Annotated in this window: 19 protein-coding genes; 9 read left to right on the forward strand and 10 right to left on the reverse strand. The window is 66.6% G+C overall.

What is annotated here, in order from left to right; all coding sequences use genetic code 11:
• Positions 1–10 precede the first annotated feature (10 nt).
• From RHA1_RS22845 to RHA1_RS22865, 5 genes are read right to left on the reverse strand one after another with little or no spacing between them, the layout of a single operon-like run.
• The gene (locus tag RHA1_RS22845; RefSeq protein WP_011597028.1) at positions 11–424 is read right to left on the reverse strand and encodes a nuclear transport factor 2 family protein; all 414 of its coding nucleotides are present in this window, start codon (positions 422–424) and stop codon (positions 11–13) included.
• Positions 425–434: 10 nt separating this feature from the next.
• Entirely contained in the window at positions 435–1298 is an 864-nt protein-coding gene (locus tag RHA1_RS22850; RefSeq protein ID WP_011597029.1) for a TIGR03619 family F420-dependent LLM class oxidoreductase, read from the reverse strand.
• Between the two features lie 15 nt (positions 1299–1313).
• Positions 1314–2489, reverse strand: coding sequence for a thiolase family protein (locus RHA1_RS22855; protein WP_009477750.1), 1176 nt, complete (start codon positions 2487–2489; stop codon positions 1314–1316).
• Positions 2489–3553: a thiolase family protein gene (locus RHA1_RS22860; RefSeq protein ID WP_009477751.1), complete on the reverse strand. Its 1065-nt coding sequence runs from the start codon at positions 3551–3553 to the stop codon at positions 2489–2491. Before RHA1_RS22860 ends, RHA1_RS22855 begins: the two co-directional genes overlap by 1 nt.
• Positions 3554–3565: 12 nt before the next feature.
• Positions 3566–4546 carry a Zn-ribbon domain-containing OB-fold protein gene (locus RHA1_RS22865; RefSeq protein ID WP_041811882.1) on the reverse strand — a complete coding sequence of 327 codons (981 nt, stop codon included), beginning with the start codon at positions 4544–4546 and terminating at the stop codon, positions 3566–3568.
• A 79-nt stretch (positions 4547–4625) separates the two neighbouring features.
• Here RHA1_RS22865 and RHA1_RS22870 point away from each other — a divergent pair, with 79 nt between their 5' ends.
• Positions 4626–5663 (forward strand): LLM class F420-dependent oxidoreductase, encoded by a 1038-nt coding sequence (locus tag RHA1_RS22870; protein WP_011597031.1) that lies wholly within the window; start codon positions 4626–4628, stop codon positions 5661–5663.
• A 57-nt stretch (positions 5664–5720) separates the two neighbouring features.
• Here the strand turns inward: RHA1_RS22870 and RHA1_RS22875 are convergent, their stop codons facing one another.
• Positions 5721–6680 (reverse strand): hypothetical protein, encoded by a 960-nt coding sequence (locus tag RHA1_RS22875; RefSeq protein WP_029539608.1) that lies wholly within the window; start codon positions 6678–6680, stop codon positions 5721–5723.
• A 172-nt stretch (positions 6681–6852) separates the two neighbouring features.
• Positions 6853–7677 (reverse strand): crotonase/enoyl-CoA hydratase family protein, encoded by an 825-nt coding sequence (locus RHA1_RS22880; protein WP_011597033.1) that lies wholly within the window; start codon positions 7675–7677, stop codon positions 6853–6855.
• A 79-nt stretch (positions 7678–7756) separates the two neighbouring features.
• Between RHA1_RS22880 and RHA1_RS22885 the strand changes: the two genes are divergently transcribed.
• Complete coding sequence (locus RHA1_RS22885) at positions 7757–9409, forward strand: acyl-CoA synthetase (RefSeq protein WP_009477756.1); 1653 nt, start codon at positions 7757–7759, stop codon at positions 9407–9409.
• Complete coding sequence (locus RHA1_RS22890) at positions 9410–10525, forward strand: NAD(P)H-dependent flavin oxidoreductase (RefSeq protein ID WP_011597034.1); 1116 nt, start codon at positions 9410–9412, stop codon at positions 10523–10525.
• 41 nt (positions 10526–10566) lie between these two features.
• Here the strand turns inward: RHA1_RS22890 and RHA1_RS22895 are convergent, their stop codons facing one another.
• The 3 genes from RHA1_RS22895 to RHA1_RS22905 are packed head-to-tail and all read right to left on the reverse strand — an operon-like array spanning position 10567 to position 14448.
• Entirely contained in the window at positions 10567–12138 is a 1572-nt protein-coding gene (locus RHA1_RS22895) for a long-chain-fatty-acid--CoA ligase (protein WP_011597035.1), read from the reverse strand.
• Positions 12135–13256, reverse strand: coding sequence for an acyl-CoA dehydrogenase family protein (locus RHA1_RS22900; RefSeq protein WP_011597036.1), 1122 nt, complete (start codon positions 13254–13256; stop codon positions 12135–12137). The genes RHA1_RS22895 and RHA1_RS22900 overlap by 4 nt, the downstream gene beginning before the upstream one ends.
• Positions 13257–13266: 10 nt before the next feature.
• Positions 13267–14448, reverse strand: a complete 1182-nt coding sequence (locus tag RHA1_RS22905) for an acyl-CoA dehydrogenase family protein (protein WP_009477760.1) — start codon at positions 14446–14448, stop codon at positions 13267–13269.
• A 247-nt stretch (positions 14449–14695) separates the two neighbouring features.
• On the opposite strand from RHA1_RS22905, the gene RHA1_RS22910 reads away from it, so the two are divergent.
• From RHA1_RS22910 to RHA1_RS22935, 6 genes are all read left to right on the forward strand, one after another.
• A complete protein-coding gene (locus RHA1_RS22910; RefSeq protein WP_005262894.1) occupies positions 14696–14887 on the forward strand; it encodes a ferredoxin in 192 nt (63 codons plus the stop codon).
• A gap of 103 nt (positions 14888–14990) precedes the next feature.
• On the forward strand, positions 14991–15908 hold the full coding sequence (locus RHA1_RS22915; RefSeq protein ID WP_011597038.1) for a 3-oxoacyl-ACP reductase: 918 nt from the start codon (positions 14991–14993) through the stop codon (positions 15906–15908).
• Positions 15909–16487: 579 nt separating this feature from the next.
• Positions 16488–17252: an MlaE family ABC transporter permease gene (locus RHA1_RS22920; protein ID WP_009477764.1), complete on the forward strand. Its 765-nt coding sequence runs from the start codon at positions 16488–16490 to the stop codon at positions 17250–17252.
• Between the two features lie 20 nt (positions 17253–17272).
• Entirely contained in the window at positions 17273–18124 is an 852-nt protein-coding gene (locus RHA1_RS22925) for an MlaE family ABC transporter permease (protein ID WP_011597039.1), read from the forward strand.
• 12 nt (positions 18125–18136) lie between these two features.
• Positions 18137–19312 (forward strand): MCE family protein, encoded by a 1176-nt coding sequence (locus RHA1_RS22930; protein WP_009477765.1) that lies wholly within the window; start codon positions 18137–18139, stop codon positions 19310–19312.
• Entirely contained in the window at positions 19309–20331 is a 1023-nt protein-coding gene (locus tag RHA1_RS22935) for an MCE family protein (RefSeq protein WP_016883999.1), read from the forward strand. The genes RHA1_RS22930 and RHA1_RS22935 overlap by 4 nt, the downstream gene beginning before the upstream one ends.

Below are 20331 nucleotides of genomic sequence, written 5' to 3' on the forward strand. Positions count from 1 at the left end.
TTCGGGGCATTCAGGCCTTGCGCAGTGTCTTCATCGCCCGCTCGACCTCCCAGAAGGCCCGCAGGGACGTGATCTTGCCGTCCTCGTTCACGCGGTAGATGAACACGCCCTCGGCGTCGATCCGAGATCCCGCCACCGTGGACCGGATGGTCCCGATGTTCACGTTCTCGTTCCCGCACACCAGTGAATCGGAGATGAGGAACTCGAGCGATTCGGTGGTCGCGATCGTCATGTCGTAGAACCGCGAGATCGCGTCGAGGCCGCGGTGACCCTTGCCTTCGGGATCGAAACCCGAAGGGCCGACCGGGTCTTCGACAACAGCGTCCTCGGCGAACAGGGCCAGCCACTCGTCCTTGCGCCTGCCGCTCGCCGCCTCGCGGGAAGCCTGCCCGGCGAGGCGGGCAGGATGGTCCGTCGTCGTCATGTCCACACCCCTATCCGATGTACTGGTCGGCGAACTTGCGCAGCGAGTCCTGCTTGGCCTCGAGTGGTCCGTCGAAGCCGATGCCGTCGAAAACCCACGGGACGACGATCGTGTCGGTCACTCCGGCGTCCGCCAATTCGGCGTAGCCGTCCTTGCCGAAACGGTCGATGCACACGGTCTGGATCTCGTAGGGCAGATCGGCTCGGCCGTACTCCTCCCGGAGTTCCCGCAATCGCGCGATGACCTGGACGAGATCGTCGAACTTGATCATCGCGGACGTCCAGCCGTCGCCCACCCGGGCGGCGCGCCGCAGCGCGACATCGGTGTGCCCGCCGACGTAGAACGGCACCGGCTTCGTCGGCGCCGGGCTCATCTGCAGGCGGTCGAAGTCGAAGAACTCGCCGTGGTACTCGACCATGCCGCCGCCGAGGATCAGCTTGATGACGTCGATCATCTCGTCGACGCGCGCACCACGCTTCTTGTACGGCACTCCGCACCATTCGAATTCTTCGGGTGCCCAGCCGATCCCGACGCCGAAACCGAAACGGTTACCGATGAGGTTGGCGACCGAACCCACCTGGCGGGCGAGGAGCACCGGGTTGCGGGAGCCCAGTTTGAGGACCTGGGTGTAGAACTCGATCTTCGACGTCACCGCGCCCATCGCGGCCGCCGCGATCAGCGGATCCACCCACGGGGTTTCCTCGTTCCACATCCGCGAGCCGTCCGGTGTGTACGGGTAGTCGGCGCTCTGCTTCTCCATGAAGAACAGTGAGTCGGGGAGGGCGATGGACGAGAACCCGCACTCCTCGGCTGTTCTCGCGAGAGCAGGCAGTTGGTCGAGGGGATTCATGGCGATGCCGACGGTGAACTTCATGGTGATGTCCCGCTCCTAATTGTTCGGCCGGTCGGAACCGACCACCCACATCGAGAAGTACTGCGAACCGCCGCCATAGGCGTGGCCGAGTGCCTTGCGTGCGTCCTTCACCTGATGGTCGCCGGCGCGGTGCATCACCTGCATCGCCGACTCGGCGAACCGGATCATGCCCGAGGCGCCGATGGGGTTGGACGACAGGACGCCGCCGGACGCGTTGAGCGGAAGCCGGCCGCCGATCGCGGTCTCGCCCGCCTCGGTGAGTTTCCAGCCCTCACCCTCGGAGACGAAGCCCAGATTCTCGAGCCACATCGGTTCGAACCAGGAGAAGGGGACGTAGATTTCGGCCACGTCGATCTCGTCGAGCGGGTCCTTGATGCCCGCGGCCTTCCACAGCGCGGCCGCCGCGTCCCGGCCGGCCTGCGGATTCACCTGGTCGCGTCCCGCGAACGTGGTGGGCTCGGTGCGCATCGCGGTGGCGTGGATCCAGGCCACCTCACGACCGTCCGCCGTGACCTGCTCGGCTGCCTCCTCGTTGCCGATCACCATCGCGCAGGCGCCGTCCGAGGACGGACACGTCTCGTCGTAGCGGATGGGATCCCACAGCATCTGCGAGGCCTGCACGGATTCGAGCGTGATGTCGGGTTGCTTGAGGTGGGCGTACGGATTGAGGCTGCCGTTCAGCCGGTCCTTCACCGCCACCATCGCGCCGATGTGATCGGGTGCGCCCGACCGCCGGATGTACGAGCGGACGTGCGGGGCGAAGTAGCCGCCCGCGCCCGCGCCGACCGGCATGTGGAATGGAATGGGGGTGGACAGCGCCCACATGGCATTCGACTCGGACTGCTTCTCCCACGCCACCGTCAGCACCCGCTTGTGCACCCCCGACTTCACGAGACTCGACGCGACCACCGCGGTCGAGCCCCCGACCGAGCCTGCGGTGTGCACGCGCAGGAGCGGTTTGCCGTTGGCGCCCAGCGCGTCCGACATCGCGAGCTCCGGCATCATCGAACCCTCGAAGAGGTCGGGGGCCTTCCCGATCACGACGGCGTCGATGTCGTCCCAGCCCACCCGGGCGTCTTCCATCGCGCGGTCGATCGCCTCGCGAACCAGCCCCGCCATGGACACGTCGTGCCGCTTCGCCACGTAATGCGTCTGACCGGTGCCGAGCACCGCGGCCAATTGATTCGCCATCAGTTGCGTCCCTCCAAGACTGCGACCAGATTCTGTTGCAGCACAGCACCACTCGTAGCGTGCGCCAGCGTGCGCCCGGCGTTGCCGTCCATGATGGCCTTGGCTGCGTAACCTATGCGTTCCAGACCCGCCGCGAACATCGGATTCCCGCTCAGCGGGCCGCCCGACGGATTGATCGCCGTCGCATCGGACAGTCCGATGGCCTCGCGGAGGATCAGTTCCTGATGGGTGAACGGCCCGTGCAGTTCGGCCACGTCGATTCCGCCGACGTCCCCTCCGGTGGCGGCGCGGGCGGACGCCGTCGTCGACGGCGAGACCGTCAGGTCGCGGGCACCGAAGTTCGGGGAATCGATCCGATGCTCGATCCCGGTGATCCACGCCGGCCGCTCACACAGCTCACGGGCACGATCGCCCGCGGCGAGCACGACAGCGGCGGCGCCGTCCGTGATCGGTGCACAGTCGTGGGCGCGCAACGGGTCCGCGACGAACGGGCTGGCGAGCAGTGCGTTGATGTCGACGTGCCCCGACAGCTGGGTGTTCGGATTGCTCTCCGCCGCGGCCCGGCTGCGCGCGGCCACGGCCGCCATCTCCTCGGACGTCCACTTTCCGGCATCGAGTCCGAGGCGGGCCTGCAGTCCGGCGAGCGACACGGAGTCGAGCGCGAGCGGGGTGACCAGGTAGGGGTCGAGTTGCATCGACAGGATCTTGCGGAGGTTGCCCGCCGACGACTTCCCGAAGCCGTAGACGAGGGCGGTGTCGACCTCGCCGGTCATGATCTTGATCCAGGCCTCGTAGAACGCCCACGCCGCATCCATCTCGACGTGCGACTCGTTGATCGGCGGAACCGCCCCGATCGAGTCGACGGCGGAGATGAAGGAGAATGAACGGCCGGCCAGGTAGTCCGACGACCCCGAACACCAGAAACCGATGTCGGACTTGGTGATTCCGAGGTCCTCGTACAGCTGCTGGAAGCAGGGAACCAGCATCTCGACGCCGTTGGTGGTGCCGGTGGTCTCGCGCACGTGCGGTGCGTGCGCGAACCCGACGACTGCGATATCTGTCATTGTGCCGCGCCCTTACAGGTGGTGTTTGTAGGTGTCGTACTCGGCGTCGGGCTCACCCGTCGGCCTGAAGTACTCGATGTTCTCGAGGGTGTAACCCCACTCCTCGCGCGGCTTCCACTTGGCCTCCACGCGCATGCCCATCCGCACGTCGGTGGCGTCGCAGTCGAGGATCAGGTGCAGGAACGCGATGTCCGCGCCGTCGAGAAGCACGTAGGCGGCGACGTACGGCGGCTTGATCCGCTGTCCGAGGAACGGGACGTTCACGATGCAGAACGTGGTGACGATGCCCCTGTCCGGCAGTTCCACCTGTTCCTTCGTCGGGATGCCGTCGGTGGGGTTGGCGCTGCGCGGCGGGATGTACACCTTGCCGTCCGGTCCGGTGCGACCACCGATCAGCTTGCCCGCCTTCAGCCCTCGGAGGTAGTAGCTCTCCTCTGCGGAGGCGGAGTGCATGTAGTCGAGATCGATCGGCGTCGTGACCATCGTGACCGGTTCCGACTCCGTGGTCGGTTCGGGTTCGCCCGCCGACTCCCCGGGCTCGAAGCACACGATGTCCTGGATGCGCCCGACGCGCTCCTGCGCCCATCTCGCCCGGACCCGCATACCCGTGCTCATTGCGGCGGGGGAGCCGACGTCCACGGCATGCACCAGGGACGTGTCGGCGCCGTCGAGCGTGATCAGCGCCCACGCGAAGGGCGTGGTGAGTGGCTGTCCGGCAATCGGTTCCGGCATCCACGTCCAGCTCACCACGGTCCCGGCGTCGGAAACCCCGACGAAGTCGGTGAGAGGGTCGGCGGTGTTCGGGTCGAATTCGGGCGGTGGCACGTAGACGCGTCCGTCCGAACCGCGGGCGCCGATGACCTTGCGGTCGCGCAGCGCGGTCACGAAGGCTCCGATGGTCGGACCCACCGATCGGGTGTAGTCGAATTGAAGTTTCAGCGGGGCGCTCAACGGTTCGTTCGAGAATTTTTCGGCCACCGCGCTCTTTCCCATGCTCACAACTTCGAGTAGAACAGGTTCTAGTGTTTGTGGCAAGGGTCACTTATGACGACGGTCGATGCGGAGGCACACGATGAAGCTCGGGTTGCAACTGGGATACTGGGGCGCACAGCCGCCGGCGAATGTCCCGGAGTTGATCGCCGCCGCCGAAGCCGAAGGATTCGACGCCGTCTTCGCCGCCGAATCGTGGGGATCCGACGCCTTCACCCCCCTCGCCTGGTGGGGTTCGAGCACCCGACGCGTCCGTCTGGGCACGTCCGTCGTCCAGATCTCCGCCCGCACACCCACCAGCACCGCCATGCACGCACTCACCCTCGACCACCTCAGCGGCGGCCGGGCCATCCTCGGACTCGGCGTGTCCGGGCCGCAGGTCGTCGAAGGGTGGTACGGGCAGCCGTTCACGAAACCGCTCGCCCGCACCCGCGAATACGTCTCCATCATCCGGAAGGTGCTGTCGCGGGAGGAACCCGTCACCAGCGACGGCCCGCACTTCCCGCTGCCCTACACCGGCGCCGGCAGCACCGGCCTCGGGAAACCGCTCAAGCCGATCACTCACCCGCTCCGTGCCGACATCCCCATCTGGCTCGGCGCCGAAGGTCCGAAGAACGTCGCGCTCACCGCCGAGATCGCCGACGGCTGGCTCGCCATCTACTACTCGCCGCGCCTCGCGCCCATGTACAACGAATGGCTCGACGAAGGCTTCGCCCGCCCCGGCGCCCGACGCAGCCGCGAAGACTTCGAAGTCGCGGCCACCTGTCAGGTGATCGTCACCGACGACCGCGCCGCCGCCATCGCCGGCCTCAAACCGATCACCGCGCTGTACGTCGGCGGCATGGGCGCCCCCGAACTCAACTTCCACGCCCAGGTCTACACCCGCATGGGCTACGGCGAGCAGGTCGAGGAAATCGGGCGCCTCTTCCGCGCAGGCCGCAAAGACGAAGCGGCCGCCGTCGTCCCCGACGAGATGGTCACCGAGACCATGATCATCGGCAACGTCGACGAAGTCCGCGCCGACGTCAAACGCTGGGCCGACGCCGGCGTCACCATGCTCCTCGTCTCCTGCCGCGACGCCGACCACGTCCGCGAACTGTCCGCGGCGGTCCGCGGCTGACCTCCCCCGGCCGGGCGAATGTACCTTTCGGCGCACCTGAGGCGTTGAACGGTGCATTCACCCGCGCGCTTCGAGCATCCGGACCTCCGGCCGGGGGCGGGACGACGCCAGCTGATAGTGCGACCGGAGGTCGGCGATCACGCGGTCGGGGTCGTCGCGGACAGCGCTCGGTAGCGTCGGCAGCACGATGATGCCGTGGTTCTGCATCCGGGTGCGGCGCTCGACGGTCGACTTGTACGCCTTCGGCGCCAGATGCCAGTCGAGGGAGTCGATGTCCCACGCAAATGCGACGTCGTCGATCCAGCCGTCCGGCATGGCGATGAACTGCCCGGCGGCGTCGACGATCCTGCGGTTGAAGACCATTCGTGGCAGTCCGCTGCGCAACCACAGTCTGCGGGCTTCGGCTTCGGACACCGAGTGGACGTCGGCACTCACTTCGCGCAGCACTGTCCGGGGGAGTGCTGCACCCCGTCCACTACCCGAGTCCAACTCCGCGATCAGTTCGGCGACGCTCACCTCGCCTCGCTGGACCACCTCGGCGATGAGGGATCGAGTGCTGTCCAGGGTGCGGCACCGTCGTGCCGCATCGAGCAACGCGCGTGGTAGCGGGGCGCAGGGAAGCCCGTTGCGCGTCACCGGCACCGGCAACCGCGTCGTACGTTCGACGAGAACGAAGCCTGTGGACTGCACGCGCCGATGCGTGGCAATCAGAACATGGGCGTCGCCCGAGTACGACGTTCCGTAGCCGTATTCGTGCAGCGCGGCCCGCCCGGTGAGCACTGCGTTCTCGCCGCTGAGCACGATCGCGGCCACCGCACGCTGACGCGCGGTCGGCCGACCGTTGCCGAGCATCACGACACCCGGAAGGATGCGTTGCCACGGCCCGCCCGGACGGCATCGAGCGTCGATCGCCGAATTCGACACACCCCACTGCCTCAACTCGGCGGTGCGGATGATTCCGGACCGGCTCACTCCGTACAGGTCTTCGAGGCGATGCCCCCACACTCCCCGTCGCATGGAGTCGATGATGGCTCATCCGGTGTCGGCGGCGTGCTCGGTCACCAGGCGATTTGGTGAGCCTGTGGATAAGTAGCGGGCAGTGGATAGCCCTCACACCCTGGGCGAATGTACCTCTCGGCGCCCTAGCTGCGCCGAACGGTACATTCACCCGGGATCAGTGCACCCCGGGTCAGCGGCCCTCGAATTTCGGCGCGCGCTTTTCGGAGAAGGCGCGGGGGCCTTCCTTCGCGTCGGCGCTCTTGAAGACCTCGGTGCCGAGCGCGGCGTCGACTTGAAAGGCCTCCTCCTCGTGCATGCCTTCGGTGTCGCGGATGGTCTTCAGGATCGCCTGGACGGCGAGGGGTCCGTTGGCGGAGATGAGGTCGGCGAGTTCGAGGGCCTTGTCGAGGGCCTGACCGTCGGGGACGACGTGTCCGATGAGGCCGATCTCCTTGGCCTCGGGGGCTTTGATGTGGCGTCCGGTGAGCAGGATGTCGGCGGCGACGGTGTATGGGATCTGCCGGACGAGGCGCACGGCGGAGCCGCCGAGGGGGAAGAGTCCCCATTTGGCTTCGGAGACACCGAATTTGGCGCTCTCTCCGGCGATGCGGATGTCGGTGCCCTGCAGGATCTCGGTGCCGCCGGCGATGGCGGGACCCTCGACTGCGGCGATGAGGGGCTTGGTGAGGCGCCGTCCCTTCAGGAGCGCCTCGATCTTGGACAGGTCCCAGCCGCCGCCGGAGAACGAGTCGCCGGGGTGCTGCGACGTCATGGCCTTGAGGTCGGCGCCCGCGCAGAATGCGCCGCCTGCGCCGGTGAGGATGGCGACCCGGATGTCCGGGTCGGAGTCGACCTGATCCCACGCGTCCCGCATGATCGCCATCATTTCGCCGGACAGCGCGTTCTTCGCCTCGGGGCGGTTCATCGTGACGATGAGGACGTGCCCGCGCTTCTCCACGAGGCAGTGCGGCGACTGTGCCGAAATGTCGGATTTCTCGGTCGTTGTAGAGGACACTGAAGTCTCCCGAAGGGTGTGTGAGCTGGCTCTCAAATTGGGTCTTGCCAGAAACGGTAACACGTTCTACTTTGTTGACGTGGCCCTTAATATCGCAGACCTCGTAGAGCACGCAATCGACCTCGTTCCGGACCGCGTCGCGTTGGTGTCCGACGACCGGGAAGTGACGTACGCGCAGATGGAGGAGAGGGCCAATCGCCTCGGCCACTACCTGCGCGAACAGGGTGTTCAGCCCGGCGACAAAGTGGGCATCTACTGCCGGAACACCATCGAGGCCATCGAGGCCATGGTGGCGGTCTTCAAGATCCGTGCCGTGATGGTGAACGTCAACTACCGGTACATCGAGAACGAGTTGCAATACATCTTCGACAATTCGGACATGGTCGCGCTCGTTCACGAGCGCCGCTACTCCGACAAGGTGGCGAACGTGCTCCCCGAGACGCCGCTCCTGAAGACCACCGTCGTGGTCGAGGACGGCACCGATCTCGAGTACGAGGGCATCGAATACGAGGCCGCACTCGCGCAGGGTTCCCCCGACCGCGACTTCGGCGAGCGCACTGGCGACGACCTGTACATGCTCTACACCGGTGGCACCACCGGCAAGCCCAAGGGCGTCATGTGGCGTCACGAGGACGTCTGGCGGGTGCTCGGCGGCGGCATCAACTTCATGACCGGTGAATACGTCGAGGACGAGTGGGATCTCGCGAAGCTGGGCGCCGAGAGCCCCGGCATGACCCGCTTCCCGATCCCGCCGATGATCCACGGCGGCAGCCAGTGGGCGGTGTTCCAGAGTCTGTTCGGCGGCGGAAAGTGCGTGATGCACCCCGAATTCGACGGCCACGACGTGTGGCGGATCGTCGATCAGCACAAGGTCAACCTCATCTTCATCACCGGCGACGCGATGGCGCGGCCGATGCTCGACGCGCTGGTGGAGGGCGACAAGGCGAGCGGCGAACCCTACGACCTGTCGTCGCTGTTCCTGATGGCGAGTTCGGCGGCACTGTTCTCGCCCAGCATCAAGGAGAAGTACCTCGAACTGCTGCCCAACCGGATGATCACCGACTCCATCGGTTCGTCCGAGACCGGTTTCGGCGGCCTCAGCGTGGTCGCGAAGGGCGACTCGCACGGCGGCGGCCCGACGGTGAAGATCGACGCGTCCACGTCCGTCCTCGGCGAGGACGGGAACCCGGTGGAGCCCGGGTCCGGCGTGGTCGGCATCCTGGCGCGCAAGGGGCACATCCCGATCGGCTACTACAAGGACGAAGAGAAGACCAAGGCCACGTTCAAGGAGATCAACGGCATCCGCTACTCCATCCCGGGCGACTTCGCGCAGGTGGAGGCGGACGGCACGGTGACAATGCTCGGCCGCGGCTCGGTGTCGATCAACAGCGGCGGCGAGAAGATCTTCCCCGAGGAGGTCGAGGGCGCCCTCAAGTCGCATCCCGACGTCTTCGACGCGCTCGTGGTCGGCATTCCCGACGAACGCTTCGGCCAGCGCGTCGCCGCCGTCATCCAGACCCGGGGTGGGGCGCGGCCGGGCCTGCACGAGATCGCCGACGCGGCGCGCAAGGAGATTGCGGGATACAAGGTTCCGCGCAGCCTCTGGTTCGTCGACGAGATCAAGCGCTCGCCGGCGGGTAAGCCCGACTACCGCTGGGCCAAGGAACAGACCGAGACCCGACCGGCCGACGACCACAACGGCAACGGCTCGCCCGAAAGCAAAGGCGCGTAAATGCACACGAGTTTGAGCGAGAAGTTCGGCATCGAGTACCCGGTCTTCGGGTTCACTCCCTCCGAAGACGTTGCCGCGGCGATCTCCCGGGCCGGCGGTCTGGGTGTGCTCGGCTGCGTCCGGTTCAACGACCCCGAGGAGCTCGAGGCCGTCCTGTCGTGGATGGATGAGAACACCGACGGCAAGCCGTACGGCGTCGACATCGTGATGCCGGCGAAGGTGCCCACCGAGGGCACGTCGGTGGACCTCGAGTCGCTGATCCCCGCGGAACACCGCGCGTTCGTCGACCGGACCCTGGCCGATCTGGGGGTGCCGCCGTTGGATTCGGGTGCCGAACACGCGACCGGTGTGCTCGGCTGGCTGCACTCGGTGGCGCGTTCGCATGTGGACGTCGCGCTGAATCATCGAATTGCGTTGATCGCCAACGCCCTCGGTTCGCCACCGAAGGACGTCATCGACCAGGCCCACGAGAAGGGCGTTCCGGTGGCCGCGCTGGCCGGCGCCGTCGAGCACGCGCGCAGGCACGTCGCGAACGGTGTCGACATCGTCATCGCGCAGGGGTACGAGGCCGGTGGGCACACCGGTGAGATCGCGTCGATGGTGCTGGTTCCCGAGATCGTGGATGCCATCGGTGATTCCGCCGCGGTCCTCGCGGCCGGGGGTATCGGCAGTGGACGTCAGGTCGCTGCTGCGCTGTCGCTGGGGGCGGCGGGGGTGTGGATGGGGTCGTACTGGCTCACCACGTCCGAGTACAAACTCGGCAGCGCGTCGTCGGAGGGGCCGTCGGCGATCCAGCGTGCCCTGCTGGGTGCGACGTCCGCCGACACGGTGCGGTCCCGGATCTACTCGGGGAAGCCCGCGCGCCTGCTCAAGACCAAGTGGACCGACGCCTGGTCGAAGCCGGACGCACCGGCGCCGCTGCCGATGCCGCTGCAGAATTTGCTGGTCAGCGAGGCGCATCAGCGGATCGCCGCGTCCGAGAACCCGGATGTCGTCGCGATGCCGGTGGGGCAGATCGTCGGTCGGATGAACGAGATCCGTCCGGTGGCCGAGGTGATGGACGAACTCCTCAAGGGCTTCGACTCGGCGGTCTCCCGCCTCGACAGCTTCCGGTAGCCGATGTGAGTGGCAAAGTATGCGTCAGCACACTTTGCCACTCACCTGGGGGAGTAGCCGGTTCCGTCGCGGACCCACACCGGATCGGTGCACTCGGCGGCCTCGGCGCTCAACACGCGGGTGAGGACCTTGAACGTGGCGGTCCGCGGGAACTCGGCACACACCCGGATCAGACTCGGACGCTGCTTCGGACCCAGGTCGGACTGCGCGTCGAGGAAGCGTGTGAAGGCCACCGGGTCGAAGTCACGCGTCGGGACGACGGCCGCCATCACCCGGTCCCCGGTTTCGGGGTCGGGCACCGCGTACACCGACACCTGGGCGAAGCCGTCGTACCGCATCAGGATGCGTTCGATGGGCGCCGAACCGATGTTCTCGCCGTCGACGCGCAACCATCCGGAACTACGCCCCGCGAAGTACACGAACCCGTCGGCGTCCCGGTACGCGAGGTCGCCGCTCCAGTACTTGCCGTCGCGGATCCGCTCGGCGTCGGCCTCGGGATTGTTGTAGTAGCCCGCGAACGCACCGGACCCCGCGACGTTGACGAGTTCGCCGGTCGCGGCCTCGGCATTGAGCACCCGGCCTGCGGAATCGAATTCGGCGGGGGGACAAGGCTTGCCGGTCTCGGGGTCGAGGATCGCGATGCCCTCGGGGAGCTTGCCCAGAGAACCTGCCGGCGTCCCGGGGGTGCCGGAGATGGCGACACCGCCCTCGGTGGAGCCGAATCCGTCGACCACCGCGGTGCCGAAGCGGCGCGCGAACGCCGCGACCGCGGGCGCGGACCCCTCGTTGCCGTACATCACTCGCAGGGTGTTGTGGGCGTCGTCGGGCAACTCCGGGGTAGCCAGCACATACGACAGCGGCTTTCCGACGTAGTTGGCGTAAGTGACGCCGAACTTCCGCACATCGGACAGGAAGTTGGACGCGGAGAACTTGCGCCGCAGCGCAATCGAGCTGTGCCCCGCGAGTGCCACGGACCATGCCGCCATCATGGCGTTGGAATGGAACATGGGCATCGACATGTAGACGACGTCGTCCGGGGTCAGGCCGAAGCGTTCGGCGAGCATGATGCCGGGCCCGGTGATCTTCGCGTGGGTGCAGCGCACCGCCTTCGGATCGCCGCTCGTGCCGGACGTGAAGATGAGCATGAACAGGTCGCCGGCCGCGGCTGCCCTCGGCGTGAATTCGGGGCGCTCGCAGGCGAGCAGGGCGGACCATGCGCGGGAATCCACGTCGACGACGGGAACACCCGGGTCGAGACCGTCCAGCAGCGCGGACTGCCCGGATTCGGTGAAGACCACCTGGCAGTCGGCCAGCGCGATGTCGCGGGCCAGCGCCTCTCCGCGTCGAGTGGTGTTGAGCCCCACGAGGACGGCGCCGGACAGCGCCGCAGCCCCGGCGAGGAGCGAGAACTCGGGGACGTTGTCCATCAGGACACCGAAGTGCCGGGGCCGCTGTGCATCGAGCAGATCTTCGAGGATCGCGGCGCGCCGCAGGCTCGCCCGCACGTGTTCGGACCACGACAGGAACCGGTCCTCGAAGTACAGGCCCTGGGCGCCCGACTTCGAGACGCCCAGGAGCAGTTCCGATACCGTGCGCGCGAGCGTGGCGGTCATGCCGGGACGGTGGCCAGTTCGGCGCCGAGGATCCGCAGCTGCTGGGTGGCCGAGCCGAGCCGGAACTCGAGTGCCTTGGCGGCGAGGAAGTACCGGTGCACGGGGTGGTCCTCGTCGAGTCCGACGCCACCGTGGACGTGGACGAGGGTGTGGGCCACCCGGTGCCCGGCGTCGGACGCCCAGAAGTTGGCGGTCTGGATGTCGCCTTCGCTGGGCAGGTCCTCGCTGAGCCGCCACGCCGCCTGCCACAGCGTGAGCCGGACGCCCTTCACATCGATGTAGCCGTCCGCGAGGCGCTGGGCCACGGCCTGGAAACTGCCGATGGGCCGCCCGAACTGCACCCGCTCGCGGGCGTAGGCGGCGGTGAGTTTCAGGGCTTCGTCGAGGACGCCGTACTGGTACGCGCAGGCGCCGAGCGAGCCGCGCTCGACGAGCCATGCCACGATCTCGCTGCCCCGGTCGACGGCGCCGAGCACGCGGTCCTCGGCCAGCGACACTCCGTGGAGGGTCACCTCACCGGTGCTGGCCAGGTCGACGGTCTGCTGGCGGGTGACGGTCACTCCGGCGTCGTCGGGGCGGACGAGGAAGACGGCCACACCGTCCGGGGTGGTCGCCGGGACCAGGAAGAGGTCGCCGGACGGTGCCGCGTCGACGACGATCTTGGTGCCGTCGAGGGTCCAGCCGTCCGCGCCGCGTTCGGCGCGCGTGACGGGTGCACCCGGATTGTCGTTGAGTTCCTCGTCGAGGGCGACGGTGAGGATCTTCTCTCCACACGCGGCCGGAGTACCCCAGTCGGACCGCTGCTGCTCGGTCCCGTATTTCGCGATCGCGCCTGCCGCCATCACGATCGACGACAGATAGGGCACCGGCGCGACGGCGCGGCCCAGTTCGACGAGGATGCTGCACTGCTCGAGGACGCCGAAACCGTCGCCGCCCACCGACTCCGGCAGCGCGGCGCTCAGGACGCCGGACGACGCGAGTGCGGACCACAGCCGGCGATCGAGGCGGTCCTCCGCGTCGTCGAGTTCACGGAGACGGTCGTTGGTGACGAGGTCCGAGACGATTCCTTTGGTGAGGCCGGCCAGATCCTGCTGGGCCTCGGTGGGGGTGAAGTCCATTGTCGTAGTCCTAACGCTTCGCTGGGGGCAGGCCGAGGGCGGTCATGGCGATGATGTCGCGCTGCACCTCGTTGGTTCCGCCGCCGAACGTGAGGATCAGCGACGACCGGTGCATCCGTTCGAGTCGCCCGCGCAGCAGGACACCGGGGGAGTTCTGCCGCAGCGTGGCCGAAGGTCCGAGGATCTCCATCAGCAGCCGGTACGCCTCCGTGGCGAACTCCGTGCCGTAGACCTTGTTGGCCGACGCCGCCTCCGGGCCCGGCGCGTGGTCGGTGGACGAGGCGATCTCCCAGTTCATCAACTTGAGGTACTCGGCCTTGGCGTGGACCCGGGCCAGATTGATCTGCACCCATTCCTGGTCGATGACGCGGCGGCCGTCCGGCAGTTTGGTGTTCTGCGCCCATTCGCGCACTTCACGCTGGGCGGTGAGGACCGGACCGGCGGAGGTGAGGGCGACGCGCTCGTGGTTGAGCTGATTGGTGATCAGTGCCCAGCCGCCGTGTTCGGGGCCGACCAGCGCGGACGACGGAACCCGAACGTCCTGATAGTAGGTGGCGCTCGTGTCCGGACCCGCCATCGTGTGGACGGGGGTGTACGAGAAGCCTTCGGCGGTGGTCGGGACGATCAGCATGCTGATGCCCTTGTGCTTCTTGGCTTCGGGATCGGTACGGCAGGCCAGCCACACGTAGTCGGCGTACGCGATCAGGCTCGTCCACATCTTCTGTCCGTTGATGACGTAGTCGTCGCCGTCCTTGACGGCGGTCGTGCGCAGGCTGGCGAGGTCGGTGCCCGCTTCGGGCTCGGAGTAGCCGATGGAGAAGTGCAGTTCGCCGGCGGAGATCTTGGGCAGGAAGAACGACTTCTGCTCGGGGGTGCCGAAGTGCATGATCGTCGGTGCCACCGAGTTGATGGTGAGGAAGGGGACCGGGGCGCCGGCGATGGCGGCCTCATCCGTGAAGATCAGCTGCTCCATGGCCGACCGTTCCTGGCCGCCGTACTCCTTGGGCCACCCGAGCGTCAGCCAGCCGTCCTTGCCCATCTGGGCGACGACGTCGCGGTAGACGTTGCCCTCGCCGTATTCGCCGGTGGTGGCGGCCAGTGCCTCTCGACGCTCCGGCGTCATCAGCTTCGCGAAGTACGCGCGCAGCTCTTCCCGCAGCTGCTGCTGCTGCGGTGTGTAGGTGATGTGCATCGAAATACCTCTCCAGTCCGAGAGCGGAATCAGCTGAAATCTGGCACAGGTTCCAGTCTCTGCGGTGCATTCGCGGAGCCGGCCCCGACCGGCCCCGGAGCGTGCCCGGTAGGCGTGCTCGCAGTCGTGGAACGAATCATTGCACACGACTGGAACAGGTTCTAGTGTTATCGCAGGAACGAAGTGTGCCACAGCCCGGCGGCACCCGGATCCGCGAGTGGCGAGACGAGGAGAAGTGAGGGTTGCCATGGAGGTCAGAGTTGATTTCGACCGTTGCGAGGCCAATGGTGTGTGCGTGGGGATCGCACCCGACATCTTCGAGCTCGACGACGACGATCAGCTGCACATTTCGAGTGCCGTTCCTCCCGCCGACCGGGAGGAAGACGTGCGTACGGCGATCGCCCAGTGTCCGAGGGCCGCACTCACCGAGCACCCCTGAGGATTGTTGCCCGGAATGAGAACACGTTCTACAGTGACGTCGACCTACCGCCGGGTCGTGTTCGCGACCTCCGGCGAGTGCACAGAACCAGGAGAGCGTGTTCATGAATGCTGTGGCTGACCGCGATGTGAACGTGGACGGCAAGGTCGCCGTCGTGACCGGCGCCGGATCCGGCCTCGGAAAGTTCGAGGCGATCGCACTGGCCCGCGCCGGTGCGTCCGTCGTCGTCAACGACCTGGTCGCGAACGACGCCGTGGAGGCAACCCTAGACGAGATCCGGGGCCTGGGCGCGAAGGTCGAGTTCGTGGCAGGCGACATCGGGGAACGGTCCACCGCCGACGCGATCATGGAGGCGGCGCAGAGCCGGCTCGGCAGCCTCGACATCCTGGTGAACAACGCGGGCATCACGCGGGATCGCATGCTGTTCAACATGTCCGACGAGGACTGGGATCTGGTGCTGAAAGTTCATCTGCGCGGACACTTCCTGCTGTGCCGCTCAGCCGCCTCGTACTGGCGGGGCAAGTCCAAGGAAGCCGGTGCGCCCGTGTACGGGCGCATCGTCAACACCTCGTCCGAGGCGGGACTGCTCGGCCCCGAGGGGCAGGCGAACTACGGCGCCGCCAAGGCGGGTATCACGGCGCTCACGCTGTCGGCGGCCCGTGGGCTGTCGCGGTACGGCGTCCGAGCCAACGCGATCTGCCCCCGGGCCCGCACGTCGATGACGGAGAACGTCTTCGGCGAGGCACCGGCCGAGGGGGTCGACCCGTTGTCTCCCGAGCACGTGGCCGCGCTGGTCGCCTACCTCGCATCGCCTGCCGCCGACTCCGTGAACGGTCAGGTCTTCGTCGTCTACGGCCCGATGGTGGCGTTGATGGCGGCACCGGTCGTGGAGCGGCGTTTCGACGCCGCGGACGGTCGGTGGACACCCGGCGCGCTCGCGGCGGAGCTCGGGAACTACTTCGCGGATCGGGATCCTGCCGCCATGTTCTCGGCCTCCGCGGCGCTCCGCGAACTGGGCTGATCTGCGTCCCCGGGGACGAGGAACCGACACGAAGGTTGTTTCCGTATCGTTTCCGCAGGTAATGCCCCCGCGATGGGCGATACTGAAGGCAACTGAAGAGCGGCGGAACGGGGGCCTGGTAACCGTGGAGGGGTGTTCGAGTGGTGTGCCGGATATGACTAGATCGTGTTCTAATTCTGCTGTCGTCGAACGGTTCGATCAAGCGTGCCCAGCCGGTCCGGCGACTCCCGAGGCCGGCCTCCTCACGCGGTTGCACGGAACCGGGGCCGACGACGATTCCGACGGTCGTCGGTATGCGATGAAATTCGTTCAAAGTTCTTGTGCCATAACCTCTTGAATCCACACCTCGGCCTTCCCGCTCAGCGTGAACCGTCGGTTCCGATCGGGGGGAGAAACGCCCGGCATTTCAGTCGAATTCGGACCTCGGGGCGTGCTGAATGTGGGACGATTCTTGCTGATGAGCGACCACCTTTGACAGGTGAACACGTTCTAGTTAATATGGCCTGAGTCACAGACCGCTGGGGGGCTGGGCTCGAACTGACAGTCGGTGCTGGGCGAGATCATGGACGAGGAGGACGGATGGTAGACCTCCTCGAGGTGCCGTTGCGTGCGGTCGGCGGGTTCTTCACGATGTCGGGCGAAACGTTGAGGGCAGTCTTCTCGAGGCCCTTTCAGCGTCGCGAGTTCGTGGACCAGGCGTGGTTCGTCGCCCGGGTCTCGATGGTGCCCACCGTGCTGGTGGCCATCCCGTTCACCGTCCTGGTGAGCTTCACGATCAACATCCTCCTCCGCGAGATCGGCGCCGCAGACCTCAGTGGCGCCGGCGCCGCTCTCGGCACCGTCACCCAGGTCGGTCCCATCGTCACCGTGCTCATCGTGGCGGGTGCAGGCGCCACCGCCATCTGCGCAGACCTCTCCGCCCGCACCATCCGCGAAGAGATCGACGCGATGCGGGTGCTGGGCATCAATCCGATCCACCGCCTGGTCGTGCCACGAGTGCTGGCGTCGACCGTCGTGGCGCTCCTGCTCAACGGGCTGGTCTGCACCATCGGCATCCTCGGTGGCTTCGTCTTCTCGGTCTACATCCAGGACGTCAACCCGGGTGCGTTCGTCAACGGCATCACCCTGCTCACCGGATTCGGGGAGCTCGTCATCTCGGAAGTCAAAGCCGGTCTGTTCGGCATGATCGCCGGTCTCGTTGCCGCCTACCTCGGCCTGAACGTCAGGGGTGGCGCGAAGAGCGTCGGTGACGCCGTCAACCAGACCGTCGTGTTCTCGTTCATGGCCCTGTTCGTGGTCAACGTTCTCGTCACCGCCGTCGGCATCAAGCTGACGGCAGGGTGATCGACATGGTGGTGGAGTAGATGGCACTAGCGGCGGCCGGGCGCTTTCCCCGAACTCGCAAACGGTTCGCGTCGGCGTCCCGCTCGATCGACCGGCTCGGTGAGCAGGCGCTGTTCTTCGCGCGTGCCATCGGATGGGCGCCCCGCGCCCTGATGCACTACCCGAAGGAGACGCTGCGGCTCATCGCCGAGATCAGCATGGGCACGGGTGCGCTCGCGGTAATCGGCGGAACGGTCGTCATCGTCGGCTTCCTGACCCTGTTCACCGGCGGCACCATCGCGGTGCAGGGGTACAGCTCGCTCGGCAACATCGGCGTCGAGGCCCTCACCGGCTTCTTCGCGGCCTTCATCAACGTGCGTATCGCGGCGCCGGTCATCGCAGGCATCGGGCTTGCGGCCACCATCGGCGCCGGCTCCACCGCCCAGCTCGGCGCCATGCGCGTCTCGGAGGAGATCGACGCGCTGGAGACGATGGCGATCCCGTCGATTCCGTACCTGGTCAGCACCCGTGTGATGGCGGGGATGATCGCCATCATCCCGCTGTACGCCCTCGCGGTGATCGCGTCGTTCATGGCCAGCCGGTTCGCGACCGTGGTGCTGTACGACCAGTCGTCCGGCGTGTACGACCACTACTTCTCGACGTTCCTGATACCGACGGACATCCTGTGGTCGTTCGCGCAGGCCATCGTCATGGCGATCGCGATCATGCTCATCCACACCTACTACGGTTTCAACGCCTCGGGCGGTCCGGTCGGCGTCGGTGTGGCCGTCGGCAACGCGGTGCGCTCCTCGCTGATCGCCGTCGTCACCGTCACCCTGCTCATCTCGCTCGCCATCTACGGCGCGTCCGGCAACTTCAACCTTTCGGGATAGGAGTGCCGGTAGATGACTGATTCGGGTGGGAAGAAGAAGCTCGCGGCACTCGTCCTCGTGGTGAGTCTTCTCGCGATCATCGGTGTGTCACTGGCCATGTTCAACGGAACCTTCAGCGAGACCACGCCCGTCACCGTCACGTCGGATCGTTCCGGGCTGGTGATGGAACCCGACGCCAAGGTCAAGCTCCTCGGTGTCGAGGTCGGCCGCGTCGGCTCCATCGAACACGTGACGGACGGCGCCGAGCTGAAACTGGCGATGTACCCCGACATGATGTCGCTGATTCCCTCCAACGCCACCGTGGAGATCAAGTCCACCACCGTGTTCGGCGCCAAGTACGTCAACTTCGTGATGCCGGACAACCCGTCGTCCACCCCTCTTCAGGCAGGGGACGTCATCGCGTCCGACAACGTTACCGTCGAGTTCAACACGGTCTTCCAGCACCTGTCCGACGTGCTGGCGCAGGTACAGCCGGAGAAGCTCAACGCCACCCTCGGCGCGATCTCCTCGGCGCTGCGCGGGCGCGGCGAGGAACTCGGCGCCCTGCTCGAGCAGAGCGACAGCTACCTGGCGAAGATGAATCCGAGTCTTCCTCAGCTGCAGGAAGATTTCGCGAAGGCCGCGCAGGTTACCGACGTGTACGCCGACACCGCACCGGATCTGCTGCGAGTGCTCGACAACGCGACGGCCACCAGCGGCACCGTCGTCGACGAACAGGACAACCTGGATGCCGTGCTGCTCAACGTCACCGGGCTGGCCGACACGGCCAACACCGTACTGACCGAGAACGAGCAGAACCTGAACTCCTCTCTCGACCTGTTGCTCCCGACGACGGATCTACTGGCCGAGTACTCGCCCGAGATCTCCTGCTTCATCGTCGGCCTGAACAATGTGATCCCCCTCGCCGAACAGCTCATCGGTGGCAATCAGCCGGGCATCGCGCTGAGCGCCAGCTTCATGTACGGGCAGGAGCCGTACACCTATCCGAAGGACCTGCCGAAAGTGAATGCGACAGGTGGGCCGAACTGCCACGGTCTTCCCAATCCTGATCTCAGCAAGCATGCGAACTTCGTCGTGGCCGACACCGGAACGGTGCCGTTCGTGCCGTCGACGGAAGTCCAGGTGCACCTGCCCAAGGTGTTCCAGCTGTTGTTCGCGGGTGTGTACCCCGGGCAGGGTGGGCAGTGACAGTGCGAGCGACCACGGTCAAGCTGTTGATCTTCGCGACGGTGATGTCGGTGATCTTCGCCGGACTCGCCCTGGTGTTCAGCCAGTACCGGTTCAGCAGCTCCGACGGGTACCACGCCACGTTCACCGACGTGTCCGGGCTCAAGCCCGGCGACAAGGTGCGCATCGCCGGCGTTCCCGTCGGCGCCGTCGAGAAGGTGAGCATCGACGACGACAACCTCGCCGACGTCGACTTCACCGTCGACACCAAGTACTCGCTGTTCGACGGGACCAAGGCCACGGTGCGGTACGAGAACCTCGTCGGCGACCGGTACATGGAACTTCTCGAAGGCGCCGGTTCGGTGGAACCGCTACCGGACGGTGGATCCATTCCCGTCGAGAATACTTCTCCTGCACTCGATCTCGACCTTCTGCTGGGCGGGTTCAAACCGTTGCTGCGGGCCTTGGACCCGCAGCAGGTCAACGACCTGTCCCAGGCGCTGGTCCAGGTGTTCCAGGGGCAGGGCGGAACGCTCGTCTCGCTCCTCGGCAGCACGAGTTCGTTCACGAACACCCTCGCCGACCGGGACCAGTTGATCGGTGAGGTGATCACGAACCTCAACCAGGTGCTCGGCACCATCAACGACCGCGGCGACCAGTTCCGGTCGACGCTCGACCAGTTGCAGCAGCTGGTCAGCGGGCTCTCCCAGGACCGCGATCAGATCGGTGACGCCATTCCCCGCATCGCGGGGGCGACGGGCGATCTCGCGAATCTGCTCGAAGGTGCGCGGCCACCGTTGCAGAGCACGATCGCCGAGGCCAACCGCACTGCAACCCAGCTCCAGGCGGGGGAGGACGACCTCGACTGGGTGTTCCAGAATCTGCCCGACGCCTACCGGCGGCTCATCCGCATCGGCACGTACGGCAGCTTCTTCCAGATGTACGTCTGCACGGTGAAGTTCAAGTTCTCCGGCCCGGACGGATCGGATCTGCTCCTCAACATGCCGGGCGGTCAGACGGCAGGGAGGTGTGCACCGTAG

This window comes from Rhodococcus jostii RHA1, assembly GCF_000014565.1.
In the GTDB taxonomy this organism is placed as follows: domain Bacteria; phylum Actinomycetota; class Actinomycetes; order Mycobacteriales; family Mycobacteriaceae; genus Rhodococcus_F; species Rhodococcus_F jostii_A.